Origin of the sequence: Arthrobacter cryoconiti (assembly GCF_020905375.1) — a bacterium.
In the GTDB taxonomy this organism is placed as follows: Bacteria; Actinomycetota; Actinomycetes; order Actinomycetales; family Micrococcaceae; genus Specibacter; species Specibacter cryoconiti.
Genome location: NZ_JAJJBU010000003.1, coordinates 17292 through 31044, shown reverse-complemented (window position 1 = coordinate 31044; position 13753 = coordinate 17292). Strand labels below are relative to the sequence as shown.

Sequence of the window (13753 nt, the reverse complement as noted above, 5' to 3'; positions counted from 1 at the left end):
GATCAACCTATCTTCTCTGCGGCCGACGCCGGGGCCTTCCCCGAAGCGGCAAGGCTCAGGGCCAGCGTTCCGGCAGCATCGGCGTCGTCAATGTCCTGCAGGGAAACTCCCCTGGTTTCCTTCAAGAACAGCACGGCCACTGCCGTCACGGCGCAGGCGCCAAGCAGGTAGATGGCTACCGGTACCGAGGAATGATAGTGCTGAACCAGCGCCGTAGCGATGAACGGAGCGATGGAACCTGCCACGATCGAGGTCACTTGGTAGCCCAAGGAAACACCCGAGTAGCGCATGCGAGTGGGGAACATTTCCGCCATGATGGACGGCTGGCCAGCGTACATCAGCGCATGGAACATCAAACCGATGGTCACGGATGCCAGGATCAGAAAATCGTTCTTGCTGTCCATCATGGGGAAGGCGAAGAAGCCCCAGCTTGCCCCTGTTATGGCGCCAAGCATGTACGTGGGTTTACGGCCAATGGCGTCGGAGAGCTTGCCGACTAGAGGTACCACGCAGAAGTGGATGCCGTGAGCTATCAGAAGCAGAAGCAGTATCCGGGAGGTATCGATGTTAACAATGACCTTCAAATACGTGATGGAGAACGTGACGACCAGGTAATACAGGATGTTTTCGGCAAAGCGTAAGCCCATGGCAGTGAAGACGCCGCGGGGGTAGCGCCGGAAGACCTCCATCACGCCATAGCCGGCGCTGGGATTATTCTCTAATTCTTCCTGCGCCTTCAAGAAGATGGGGGCGTCGTTGACCTTGGTGCGGATGTAGTAGCCAATGAGCACAATCACTGCGGAGAGCCAGAAGGCAACGCGCCAGCCCCAGCTCAGGAATGCGGTGTCGCTAAGAGTTGAGGAAAGGAACAGCAGCACTGTCGTGGCAAGCAGGTTTCCGAGGGGCACGGCGGACTGCGGCCATGAGGACCAGAACCCGCGGGATTCGTTGGGACTATGTTCGGCCACCAGCAAAACGGCGCCACCCCATTCCCCACCGACGGCGAAGCCCTGAATGAATCGCAGGGCCACCAGCATGGCCGGCGCCCAGTAACCCACTTGGTTGAATCCTGGCAGGCAACCCATGAGGAAGGTGGAAATACCGACCAAGATGATGCTCAGTTGCAGCAGTTTTTTGCGGCCGAACTTGTCACCAAAGTGGCCGAACACAATCCCACCAATGGGACGGGCGACGAAGCCCACTGCGTACGTCAAGAAGCCCGCCATAATCCCGTCCAGCACCGAGCCGGCGTTGGGGAAGAACATCTTGCCAAACACCAAACTGACGGCAGTGGCATAGAGGAAAAACTCATACCATTCCACTACGGTGCCGGCCATAGAGGCGGCCACCACTTTCCGCAGACCGGAGTCCTTGACTGATTGATTCGAATCAGCGCGTTGATTCATTGCGTTCTCCCCTGCGCGCCGTAGCGCGCGTGTCCTCGTTGACAAATGAATCCATCACCGGGCACGACATGTGATGCGCAGCACACAATGATGGTTTTCTTGAGTATTGCAGTGCTCCGACGCAACTTCAACGTTCTTTCGCGCAGAGTGTGTGCGCATAAACGCACACAGCAGCCGATCTAGCTGCGCATTTTTGGGCGGCGCTCCCGCGAGCGCTCCCGCAGCGTTCCAGCGAGCGCTCCACTTGCATTCGCGCCAGCGCTTTCCGCCCCGCTTGTAGGCTGCAAGAAGAAGATCAACTTTTTGCCGCTTCGGAATGGAATATCAATGGCTACTTTTCGCGAACTTCATCACGCTAATGCGCCACTGCTCCTGCCGAATGCCTGGGACATGGGCTCGGCTTTAGCCTTTGCTACAGCAGGATTCTCCGCTATTGGGACCACCAGTTTTGGGATTGCCGCTAGTGCCGGAAAGCCCGACGGCGACCGTTCCAGCCAGGCGGCAACGCTCGCTTTGCTGGCGGAACTGGTCCGCTTGCCCGTGCACATCACCGCGGACATCGAGGACGGGTACTCCAGCAACGCGGTAGAGGTGGCAAGCTTCGTTGCGGAACTGGCGGCCATGGGAGTAGCCGGGATTAACCTTGAGGACAGTACTGAGGGTCAGCTGATAGATCCTTCAATTGCTGCCGCGAAGATCGACGCCATCAAAAAGAGCTCCCCGGACATCTTCATCAATGCCCGGGTAGATAATATGTGGATTGGTGAGCAGGCTACCGTGGACGCCATTTTGCTGCGTGCCCACACCTATACTCAAGCCGGCGCTGACGGAATTTTTGTCCCCAGCGTCAGCTCCTCGCAAGACATCCGCGCCATAACTACACAACTCAAGTTGCCGGTCAATGTGTTGGCTCACCCCACCCTGAGCGTGGCCGAGTTGGGGCAACTTGGCGTGCAGCGCGTCAGTTCCGGTTCGCTGCCTTATCGATGCGCCGTAGATGCCGGTGTAAATGCTGCAATTGCCCTGCGCGACGGCGCGCTGGCACCAACCGCTACTCCCTACGCCCAGATGCAGTTACGTCTTGGGACGTTTCGTCGTGATGGCCGCAACACCCCGTGAAAATTCGGGAGTTATTGGCGCCTAAAGGGGCCTTTCCGAGCTAACAGGAAGCCGCCAGTTTGCCCTTATAGGCTCGCAGTGGCGAGGTAGCCACAGACGGGTGATTCATACTTCTCGCCAGCCGCGTTTTAGAGCGCAACGGCGGAACCCCGCCGCAGACCCTGACTGCAACGGCACGCCCGTCAATCGCCGTCGCGGTAGACCTTTGAGGAATCAGATTTAATTGATCAAACGTTTACACGCCACCATGACCTCAATTTCAGTGACAACGCTAACCTTGGGGGCGCTAGTTCTCTCTGGCTGTAGCGCCCCGAGTACTCCCGCCGCTTCCTCCGAAACACCTGTGGTCAGTTCGCCCCCGGCAAAGGCCATCGCCGCATTCGATGGCGACATAACCAACAACTCTCTGGCTGTGAGCCCAGATGAGAAAACCGCGGTGGTTTCTGACAGCCGCGAAAAATCGATTCTTATCTACGACCTCACCGACGGCAAACTGCGTAAGAAGATCGAAGGCTTCGGCACTCCGCGCGATATCGCTTTCGTCAACGAGGGTTCAGAATTTGTAGTTTCTGACAGCACCCTTGGGACCCTCCGCTTTTACAACACTAATGATTCCAGCTTCAAAGATGAGGTGGTAGTAGGGCCCGGTGCGTTCGGAACGTCAGTGAGCCCGGATGGCAAAACTCTTTACGTAAACAATGAGGCACACAGTTCCGTGACCCGCGTCGATATCGCAGCCCGCAGAGCTGTTGATGTCCTCACCGGGTTCTCCCAGCCGCGCCAGGGTATCCAAGCTTCTCCGGACGGCAAGCAGGTCTTTGTCACCAATTTCCAAGGCGACAAGGTCACAGTGATCGACGTAGCCAGCTGGAAAATCGTTCGCGAAATCAGCGGATTCTCCAAGATCCGAGGAATCTCCGTCTCCCCGGATGGGGGTACCCTCTATGCTGCCAATAGCGGGCGCAACAGCGTTTCCGTGGTTGATACTGCGACGGGGGCCATTAGCCAGGACATCGCGGTAGGTAATGATCCCTATGGTGCATCTTTGTCCCCGGACGGCAAGCTTCTCTTGGCAAGCAACAAGGTGGATAACACCATCAGTGTCATCAATGCCAGCGACAATTCGGTTGTGAAAACGATTGATGGATTCAAGGAGCCTCGCCAAGCCATTGTCTTCAACAAGGATCAAAGTACCGCGTATGTCTTGAACAAGGATCTCTCGATTGCCAAACTGAACGTCAGTGACCTCTCCGTGACACAAACAATTAGTCAGTAATCAGCCGCCTCTAAACCATTATTCGGGCCTCCGTCCCCAGCCCAACTTCGGACTGGGGATGGAGGCCCGCGTTGTCTCAATCACTCAAGCTACCTACGATCATTAGGTAACTACCTGCTATAATTAGTTTTAGATATGAATCCACCGTGACCTTGACATGGGAAGGAGCCTCGCTGTGGCGCGAGCAGGACTAAGCGCTGACCGTCTGGCGTTAGCCGGGGCGGACCTTGCCGATCAGATCGGCTTTGAGAACGTAAGCGTCGCTAAGTTGGCACGTCACTTCAACGTGAAACCGGCCAGCCTGTATTCACACGTTGAGAGTTCCGCCGACCTCAAAACCCGCATCACCTTGCTGGCACTGACCGAACTGGCGGATAGTACTGCGGAGGCGGTGGCCGGACGCTCCGGAGAGCCAGCTCTGACTGCGCTGGGAAACTCATTTCGAAATTACGCCCACGCACATCCCGGCCGTTTCGCCGCCATGCAACGCCAGCTTGACCCGCAGACGGCCGCCCAGAGCGCGGGCCCTCGGCACGTCCGCCTTATGCGGGCAATCCTGGACGGCTACCAGCTCAACGAGGCAGACCAAACGCACGCCATCCGTCTCATTGGCAGCGTCTTGCGCGGCTACGTCAGTCTGGAGCTCAGCGGGAGTTTTAGCCACAGCGAGCCTTCCTCCGGTGAGAGCTGGAAACACATCGTCCACGGACTGAATGTCCTGTTAGAAAACTGGTAAGTGCACCGAATATGCGCTGTGAATCACGAGGAATTACGAGGCCCTGACAATGGAAAAATGGATCACTACAGCGCCTATCCCGGAAGACTACTTTAGGGGCGCCGTCGAACTTGAAACAACGGGCCAAGGAACCCTCCCCCATCGCCTGCCAGCGAGCGCCCGCGCGCAGACCACTGACCCACAACTTCTCATGGCAGAGTCCCAACCCTCAGGTGTGCGGCTGGCCTTCCGGAGCCGGGCCAGCGCCCTGGAACTGGAGCTCATACGCTCACGAACCACGTTCTCCGGACTTCGCCCGCGCCCGGACGGGGCCGTCGATCTTGTTGTCGATGGCCAGGTACACGACAGCTCGGCGACCGGTGGTGGCAAGACCACGACGATCGACATGGCCACGGGAACTCTCAGTGAAGTGGCTGATGGCACATGGACGATTCGCTTTGATGATCTTCCCGAGGGCACTCATGACATCGAGCTATGGTTGCCTCATAACGAAAGAATCGAGCTCATTGCCCTGCGCACCAACGCTCCCCTGGAGCCCACTGCGCTCACGGGACTACCCGTCTGGGTCCACCACGGTAGTTCCATCAGCCACGGGTCAAATGCAACGTCGCCGACGGCGATTTGGCCGGCAATTGCGGCTCGCTTAGGTGGCGTCGAACTGACCAACTTAGGCTTTGGCGGAAGTGCGCTCCTTGATCCGTTCACGGCCCGCGCCATCCGTGACATGGCGGCGGATGTGATCAGCTTGAAAATTGGTATCAACTTGGTCAATCTCGATCTGATGCGCTTGCGTGCATTGGGCCCGGCCATCCACGGTTTCCTTGACACCATCCGCGAGGGGCACCCCGAGACACCTCTTTTGCTGGTGTCTGCCATTTATTGCCCGATCCATGAAGACACTCCCGGCCCCGGCGCTTTTGACCTTGAATCCCTGGCGGCTGGCGAACTTCGGTTCCGTGCCACCGGGGACCCCGCCGAGAGTGCCAGCGGAAAGCTCACCCTTCGCGTGATCCGGGAGGAGTTGGATCGCATCGTTCGCGAGCGTTCAAAGTCTGATCCGAAGCTGCACTACCTTGACGGGTTGGAGCTCTATGGAGAGGCTGACTATGCCGAACTTCCGCTGCCTGACGCCTTACATCCGGACCAGGCAACGCACCGCTTGATGGGTGAACGATTCGCGCGGCTGGCCTTTGCTGCGAATGCGCCACTGTCACCTGCTGGGCTGTCACCTGCCGCGTTGCCGCCTGCGGGGTTGCCGCCCTCGGCACCACACTGATGGCCGCCGTCGTGCCCCTGCCCATCTTTCCTTAGCGACCGCCGTCGTGCGTGGCGATGGTTTCCGTCCAGTTGGTGAGAGCTGTTACGAAACCTCGGATCATGCGCTCAAAGCTACGCTCAATGTCCACGTCCAAACCAAAAGAACCCTCTGCCTCAAGAGCGACAAATCCGTGCAGCGTGGAGCGAAACGCCCGAATAGCGTCGATGGCGTCATCTCCTTCTAGCTCATACGCGATCAGGACGTCAGTGATAATCGCAATGGCGGCCAGCGACGCCGCTGCGTCTTCCTCATCATGCGGACCGGCTACGATCTGCGCTGCGGCATAGCGAGCCGGGTGCTCAAGTGCCCAGGTACGGTAGGCGCGGGACATCGAGTGAATGGCGTCCGCTCCAGAGCGGCCGACGGCGGCCCGGAGGAGTACGTTTCCCAGCTCGCCTTTCGCCTGAATGGAGATATTGCGACGCAATCCCGCCAAAGACTCGATGTGTTTATACAGGGACGGCTGACGGACGCCCAACCGTTCGGCGAGGGCAGCGAGGGTGAGTTGTCCCAGGCCTACTTCATCGGCCAGCACAGCAGCTTCTTCCACTACGCGTTCTCGCGTCAGACCAACCCTAGGCACGGTGGAACACCGCCTTCAAGAAGCCGAGGACGGCGGCGGAGGTGATCTCTGGCTGCTGAGATTGCGGGTAGTGGCCGGCGTCGGGGACCATGATTACTTCGCCGTGCAGGACGCCACCGATCCAGCGGGCTTCGGCGTCGGGGTCTTTAAAGTCGGGATCCTTCTCACCCATGATGACCAGAACTGGCGCGCTAACCTCGGGAAGCCGCGCCTCGGCAGGTGCATGGTCGGTCTGAGTGGTCAAAGAGAACGCTTTGCCATAGGCAGGTTGGCGAAGGTGTGCGTAGACGGCGGCGCGGTAATCCGCGAAGTCAACCGGCTTCGCTCCGGCATACAGGGTCGGCATATACGCCTTCCAGGCGCTCGCTACCCAAAGAGGTGCCATCATCGCCTTGAACAGGGCCAACATTATGGCGTTGACTTTAGGATTGCGGACGTAGGGTCCCACCAGCACCAGCGCCGTGACCTGCTCCGGGTGCTCGGCCGCGACAATGACTCCGGACCCACTGGCCATGGAGTTGCCGATGATCACGGCGGGACCGCCCAGCTTCTCGATCAGCGCCCTAATGTCTCCGGCGGTCTCTACATCCCCATAGCTGGAAAACGAGGTGTCGCTGTCACCGTGCCCGCGAAGATCCGTCGTGGCGACTCGATAGCCAGCTTGGCAGAGGATGGGAGCCAGAAACCGGTAGGAGGAGCGCAGCTCTCCCATTCCGGGCACCAGGACCAGCAACGGACCACTACCCTGGACGTCGTAGCCAATTTTCCCTTCCTCACGATCCAGATACTGAGTCGAGGAGACTGACGTGTTTGCGTTTGGTGCGTTTTCTTTGCGTAAAGTCATAGTAGCTATATTAGTTACCTTTTTAGCTAATGTCCATAGCTTAAGAGAATGTCCCTTGCCGATTGAGTTCCAGAACTGGGTGCAGGTACGTCACAAAGAAGACCATTTCCCCACATCCCAAAAGTCGTAATTCCCACCAGGACCCAAACAGCGTATCGTTGCAACCACTCATGCGTATCGTGAACAAAAATTGTTCGTTGGCGGCTCCGTAGTGACCATTAGGTTGAGCTTTAATAAGCGGAAAGCACCACAATGATCAGCACGGAATCGCCCGGTGGCACCCCTGCCCCTCAGTCACAGAGCTGGCTATCAACGCTGCGTCGCCTCCCAGGTTTCAAAGTTGCGATCATAGCGTTTTTCTTAGTGATGCTACTGAGCGTAGGTGGCATTGCCGCGGCGCAATGGCAGCAAAGTAGCACAGCAACCATTGCGGTCACGGCGGGCGCCGGAGGGCCACATACATCACCGGTGGCGTTGGGTTCTGCCGGTTCGTATCTGGTCTTGGGCGGCGGAGGTATCACCAGCACCGGCACGACGTCGGTAGGCGGGGACATCGGAGTAGGCCCAGGGAGCGCAATCGTAGGATTCCCCCCAGGCATCGTGGCCGGAACCACCCACACCGGCGACGCAGCAGCCACCCAAGCACAAACAGACTCCCTCACCGCCTACAACGACGCCGCAGCACGCACCCCCACCGCCCCGAACTTCGCAGGAGACCAAAACGGCAAAACCCTCACCCCCGGCGTCTATCACACAGCAGCCGCATTCGCCCTAACAGGAACACTGACACTCGACGCAGGCGGGGACCCCAACGCCGTCTTCATCTTCCAAGTCGATGCCGCACTAAACACAGCAGCCGCCAGCACCATCCAACTCACCAACGGCGCCCAAGCCAACAACGTCTTCTGGCAAGTCCTCGGCGCAGCAGGAACCGGCGCATCCTCCACATTCGCAGGCACCATCCTCGCCCAAGGAGCAATCACCCTAGGCGCCAACACCAACATCACCGGCCGCGCCCTCACCCACACCAGCGCAATCACCCTCACCACCAACACACTCACCAACCCCGCGGCGCCAGTTGTGAGCATCACTGGTGGTGCCACCGCCCCAATACTTGGCGATCAGCCTCGCAGTCTTGACTCCCCGCGCCAGTTGGTTCCGAGACTCTCGTGGTTCATCCTGTGAGGTGTCTGAATTGAAGATACTGGGCTTTCCGCGTCATCAATTAGTCACGGATCGGCCAAGTCATCCTCGGTGGCTGCGCCTACACGGCGTCGAAGCTAAAGAGACGACGGACCACGTGGCCGTCGGCGAGCGCGTCCAGACCTTCATTGATCTGCGCCAGTGGTTTCGTGTCCGTGTGGAGTAGTTGGATGGGAAGTTGCCCATCGCGCCAGAGCTGAATGTAGCTGGGAATGTCACGGGCGGGATCAGCATCTCCCATGTATGAGCCCAGCAGCCGCTTTCCCATCCCAGCAAATTGAAGTGCCTGGATTTGGATTTTCTGGTCTGGGTGGGGCAAACCTACGGACACCAGAGCGCCGCCTCGGGTCAACAAGCCTAGACAAATTTCCATGACCTTTGCACTGCCCACCGCTTCTATGGCAACGTCCACTCCGTCTCCGGCGTGGTCAGCAACCAGTTGCGCTGCGTCTTCCGGCAAGCCTGCGAAGTTTGCGCCACACCGAAGAGCCAAGTCTTGTTTTTCGGCAATCGGATCAATGGCAATGACGGTGGTTCCAGAAATTTGTGCGGCCCCCATGACGGCTGCCAGTCCCACGGCACCCAGGCCAAAAACGATGACCGACTGGCCCGGTGTGACATGTGCTGTGTGGACCACAGCACCGATGCCCGTGAGTGCCGCGCACCCAAACATTGCAGCGATGTCGAAGGGGACGTCATCATCAATCACCACAACTGACTCCCGGGCGACCACTATGTACTCCGAGAAGGCTGACACGCCGAGGTGATGGTTGATCCGTTCTCCGGTGGCCGAGCGTAAAAGTGCTTCCCCGTGTAGAAGATCGCCTGTGCCGTTGGATTCAGCTCCACGGTGGCACAGCGCCGGTCGTCCGGAGGTACAGGCCCGGCAGTGCCCACAGCTGGGAACAAATACGAGGACTACCCGCTCACCCACAGCGACTCCATCAACCTCCGGTCCAATAGCTGCCACGGTGCCGCTGGCCTCGTGACCCAATGCCATTGGTAAGGGGCGGATCCGGGAGCCGTTGATCACCGATAAATCGGAGTGACACAGGCTGGCTCTTTCCACTTTGACTAGCACTTCCCCAGCGCGCGGTGTTGGGATAGTTATGCGTTCGAGGACTAGAGGGCCGCTGTCCGTGTATGGGCGCGCCGCCCCTGAAGTGTGCAGAACGGCGCTTACCATCATTGTCGGCTCAGTCATCAGACGCTCCTTCGTAGCTTTCACTGCACCGGGAAGCCAGCTGCGGGAAATCCTCCAGCGGCATCCGATCGCTTTAACGTGATCGTACTCTCGGTGAACGTAGAACCAGCCACTCGCTTTGAAACGCCCCGTTTAGCGTCATGGCAGAAGGCGCTATGCCCAAAAGAGTTGAAAGTGGAATACCAGCCAGCTAGAAAACAATGCATAGTGCACTTTTCCCGACCACCCGACTGTGCAAACCGCACACTCTATTCAAACCGCAAATTGTAACGTGATCTCCGACACAGGTTCTCAGTCGAACAACAAGGAGATACGGATGACACGTTATAGAGTGTCGATGGACATTGGCGGAACATTTACGGACATCGTGGCGTACGACCAAGATGATGGTTCGTACTCGGCAGCGAAAGCATCAACCACGCCTGGGAACCTCAGCGCCGGGGTGATCGCAGGTCTGGAGTCAATCGTCCCGAATCTTTCCGACATTGATTTTCTTGTACATGGCACGACCCAAGGGCTGAACGCGTTCTTGGAGCGTCGGGGCGTCCCGGTATTGCTCCTTGCTACGGCAGGCCTCGAGGACGTTTACCACATTGCCCGTGGCCCTCGCACTGAACTTTACAACGCCCAATACCGCAAGCCCAAGCCTCTCACTGAGCGCAAGGACGTAGTCGGGATCGGTGGACGTCTGGACGATCAGGGACGTGAGATCCGGGGACTAGACGAGGTGGCTTTGCGTCGCGCTGCTCGCAGAGCCGCCGAGGACGGCTACGGCGCTGTGGCCGTCGCGTTCCTCTTCAGCTACAAAAACCCCTCTCATGAGCTCCGGGCTCGCGAGATTTTACTCGAGGAGCTGGGTGCGGATTTCACTGTCTCCCTGTCACACGAGGCCGCCAAGGAATGGCGCGAGTACGAACGCACCTCCTCCGCCGTCGTTGAGGCCTATACGGGACCTGTAGTTCGGAACTATCTCTACGATCTTGAGAAGAAGCTTGACCAGCGTGGTGTTGAGGCTCCTCTGCACATCATGCAGTCCTCCGGTGGCGTACTCACCGCGGAATCGGCTCGCAAACGACCCCTTCAGACGTTGTTGTCGGGGCCCGTAGGCGGGGCGATGGGTGGCGTGGAGTTGGCGGAAGCGTCAGGACGAGGGAACCTGATCGGCGTCGATATGGGCGGGACTTCCTTCGACGTTTCACTGGTGGTTGACGGCAAGCCCGACGTCGCAACAGAGGCAATGCTCGAAGGTCTGCCAATGTTGATGAGCGTCGTCAATATCCATACCGTCGGAGCTGGTGGCGGATCCGTAGCTTGGCTCGAGGCCGGCGGACTGCGAGTCGGCCCCCGCTCCGCGGGCGCCAATCCCGGCCCGGCCTGCTACGGCCGAGGCGGAACCGAACCAACGGTGACGGATGCGAACTTGGTCTTGGGACGCGTCGATCCGGACTGGTTTGCAGGAGGCCAGGTCTCATTGGATAAGGACGCCGCACTTGAGTCGATGCGGACCGTTGGTGACCAGCTAGGGCTTGATCCCATAGCCATGGCGGAAGGCATTTGCGATGTAGCCAATTCTCAGATGGCGCAGGCCATCCGGACTATAACCATCTCCCGAGGCATCGAACCAAGAGACTTCTCCTTGGTGGCTTTTGGAGGTGCGGGCCCGATGCACGCGGTATTTCTGGCCAAAGAACTGGGTATCCCTGAGACAGTGGTTCCCCGCTTCCCAGGCGCATTCTCGGCGTGGGGCATGCTGCAAACCAATATCCGCAAGGACTTCTCCGAGCCGTATTATTTCCTGGATCAGGACATCGATTTCGCAGACATGTCCAACGTGCTGCGCGACATGGAATTGGATGGACTTGAATCATTGGCCTCGGAAGGGGTCCCACCGGAGAGCCGGGCCACGGTCGCCTCCGTGGATGTCCGTTACGAGTCCCAGGAATTCACCCTCAATGTTCCGCTGCTCACTGCAGAAGAGCCCGAGTCGCCGAACTTCTTAGAAGATCTAGGCATCCGATTCTCCGTGATGTACAAGGAACGCTACGGTCACTCCAACCTGGGTGCCCCCATCGAAATCGTTACTCTCCGCACGAAGGCCGAAGGAGACTTGGGTACTCTGAGCGCACCTCGCTTTGCGTCGGCAACGAGCGCCAAGTTCAAACACCAGGTCCGTTCCGTGATCTTTGACCACGACAATCATCAGACAATTGTTGTCCGTCGTGACGATTTGGCGGCTGGCCACGCTTTCAGTGGACCCGCCATCATCGTCGAAGAAACCGCAACGACGGTGGTCCCGCCCGGCTTCACCGTGGTTGTTGACGAATTTGGATCCCTAGTCATCCGTACCGACGACGCAGTTGAGAACTAAGGAATTGAAATGACACTTCAGGCAGTCAAAACACTTGACCCAGTGACCGTAGAAATCATCCGAAATGCACTGACAAGTGCCGCTGACGACATGAATGCAACCCTCATCCGTTCCGCCTACTCGCCCATCATCTATGAAGGTGGCGATTGCGTGGTTGCCCTCCTGGACCCGGAGCACCGGGTTCTGGGCCAATCCGCAGGGCTTCCCCTCTTTTTGGGGAACCTGGAGACCTGTTCGCTCGCCGTTGAGGAGAAATATGGTCGGGAAGTTTGGAAAGATGGCGATATTTGGGTGCTCAATGACTCCTATTTGGGCGGCACGCACCTGAACGATGTGACCATATTTGCCCCCATCTTCGACGACGGCGCCGTGGTCGGATTCGCTGCGACCCGTGCCCACTGGATGGACATGGGCTCCAAAGATGTTGGCGGGTCAATGGACTCGATCGATATTTTCCAAGAAGGTTTCAGGATGGGGCCGGTAAAGCTACTTGAAGCTGGTGTAGAAACCTCGGTGGTGGATCTTATCCGCACCAATGTGCGCTTCCCCTACCAGACCATCGGAGACATGCACGCCATGATCGCTGCGCTGCGGATGGGAAAAACGCGCATCACAGAATTGGTGCGCAGATTCGGTCTGGAGCAGCTTAACGCGGCCAGGGACGAAATTTTTCGCCAGACAGAGGTGATCGAACGCGAGGCAGTGCGCAGTATTCCAGACGGGGTCTACAAGGCCGAGGGCGTCCTGGACAACGATGGAATCAATCTGGACATGCCTATTCCGATCAAATTGACCATCACGGTGGCCGGCGACACTATTGACTTCGATGTCAGGGACTCCTCGGACCAGACGGTCGGTCCGGTGAACTGCGGGATAGCCCAGGCAGTCTCCGGGCTGCGTGTCGGTTACAAACTTCTCATCAGCCCCCATTCCAACTCCAATGGCGGATCTTTCCGCCCCATGACGACACAGGTTCGGGAAGGGTCGGTCCTTGGAGCCATGGCGCCAGCGCCTTGCCAGTGGTATTTCTCCCACCTGGGCCTCTTGATTGATCTGGTCTCCAAGGCCATGGCCGTCGCCATGCCAGAACGGGTTACCGCCGCCAGTCATGGTGACTCCATGATCATCACCACCGCAGGGTTTGACCCTCGGTTTGGCCGCAACTTTGTCACCATGGAAGCCACGCTGGGTGGCTGGGGCGCCTGGGGCGGTAGCGACGGCGAATCCGCGATGATCAACAACGTCAACGGTTCCTTGAAGGACCTTCCAATTGAAATGCTCGAAACGCGCTACCCCTTCCGGATCAATGAATACTCATTCCGGCCCAACTCCGGCGGGCAGGGCCAATGGCGCGGTGGCAATGGCGTGGTGCGTGAGTACGAGTTCCTCGCAGACTGCGCGGTGGGCCTCTGGTTCGAACGTTCCATTTCTCCAGCTTGGGGCCTCTTCGGAGGGTCCGATGCCCAAGGCCCCGAAGTGGTCATTAATCCTGGCCGCACGGATGAGTTTGCGACGTTGAAGGCAAACGCCCGAAAAGTGAAAGCAGGAGACATCGTCCGCCTTGCAGTGGGAGGCGGCGGCGGATTTGGTGACGTATCCAAACGGTCGCGCAAAGACATCACAAACGATATCGACAACGGCTACATCACAGAAGATTTCGCCAGATCCCACTACGGCTACTAACCCCCTAACCAGA

General features: G+C 58.4%; 11 protein-coding genes. 7 read left to right on the top strand and 4 right to left on the bottom strand.

The window, feature by feature from the left end; all coding sequences use genetic code 11:
- Positions 1–2: 2 nt before the first annotated feature.
- Entirely contained in the window at positions 3–1406 is a 1404-nt protein-coding gene (locus tag LOH53_RS00350; protein ID WP_230065734.1) for an MFS transporter, read from the bottom strand.
- 327 nt (positions 1407–1733) lie between these two features.
- Here LOH53_RS00350 and LOH53_RS00345 point away from each other — a divergent pair, with 327 nt between their 5' ends.
- The 4 genes from LOH53_RS00345 (at position 1734) to LOH53_RS00330 (ending at position 5813) form a co-directional block, all read left to right on the top strand.
- On the top strand, positions 1734–2525 hold the full coding sequence (locus tag LOH53_RS00345) for an isocitrate lyase/PEP mutase family protein (protein ID WP_230065733.1): 792 nt from the start codon (positions 1734–1736) through the stop codon (positions 2523–2525).
- Positions 2526–2772: 247 nt separating this feature from the next.
- Positions 2773–3801 (top strand): YVTN family beta-propeller repeat protein, encoded by a 1029-nt coding sequence (locus tag LOH53_RS00340; protein ID WP_230065732.1) that lies wholly within the window; start codon positions 2773–2775, stop codon positions 3799–3801.
- A gap of 175 nt (positions 3802–3976) precedes the next feature.
- A complete protein-coding gene (locus LOH53_RS00335; RefSeq protein WP_230065731.1) occupies positions 3977–4537 on the top strand; it encodes a TetR/AcrR family transcriptional regulator in 561 nt (186 codons plus the stop codon).
- A 49-nt stretch (positions 4538–4586) separates the two neighbouring features.
- On the top strand, positions 4587–5813 hold the full coding sequence (locus tag LOH53_RS00330; RefSeq protein ID WP_230065730.1) for an SGNH/GDSL hydrolase family protein: 1227 nt from the start codon (positions 4587–4589) through the stop codon (positions 5811–5813).
- Between the two features lie 31 nt (positions 5814–5844).
- On the opposite strand, the gene LOH53_RS00325 is transcribed toward LOH53_RS00330, so the two are convergent.
- Together LOH53_RS00325 and LOH53_RS00320 are read right to left on the bottom strand one after the other, a co-directional pair.
- Entirely contained in the window at positions 5845–6438 is a 594-nt protein-coding gene (locus tag LOH53_RS00325) for a TetR/AcrR family transcriptional regulator (protein WP_230065729.1), read from the bottom strand.
- A complete protein-coding gene (locus LOH53_RS00320; RefSeq protein ID WP_230065728.1) occupies positions 6431–7282 on the bottom strand; it encodes an alpha/beta fold hydrolase in 852 nt (283 codons plus the stop codon). The genes LOH53_RS00325 and LOH53_RS00320 overlap by 8 nt, the downstream gene beginning before the upstream one ends.
- A gap of 252 nt (positions 7283–7534) precedes the next feature.
- Between LOH53_RS00320 and LOH53_RS00315 the strand changes: the two genes are divergently transcribed.
- Positions 7535–8467 (top strand): ice-binding family protein, encoded by a 933-nt coding sequence (locus LOH53_RS00315; RefSeq protein WP_230065727.1) that lies wholly within the window; start codon positions 7535–7537, stop codon positions 8465–8467.
- 79 nt (positions 8468–8546) lie between these two features.
- Here LOH53_RS00315 and LOH53_RS00310 read toward each other — a convergent pair whose 3' ends face one another.
- On the bottom strand, positions 8547–9671 hold the full coding sequence (locus tag LOH53_RS00310; protein ID WP_230066207.1) for an alcohol dehydrogenase catalytic domain-containing protein: 1125 nt from the start codon (positions 9669–9671) through the stop codon (positions 8547–8549).
- A 334-nt stretch (positions 9672–10005) separates the two neighbouring features.
- Between LOH53_RS00310 and LOH53_RS00305 the strand changes: the two genes are divergently transcribed.
- Positions 10006–12057, top strand: a complete 2052-nt coding sequence (locus LOH53_RS00305; protein WP_230065726.1) for a hydantoinase/oxoprolinase family protein — start codon at positions 10006–10008, stop codon at positions 12055–12057.
- A 9-nt stretch (positions 12058–12066) separates the two neighbouring features.
- Positions 12067–13740 carry a hydantoinase B/oxoprolinase family protein gene (locus LOH53_RS00300; RefSeq protein WP_230065725.1) on the top strand — a complete coding sequence of 558 codons (1674 nt, stop codon included), beginning with the start codon at positions 12067–12069 and terminating at the stop codon, positions 13738–13740.
- Positions 13741–13753 lie beyond the last annotated feature (13 nt).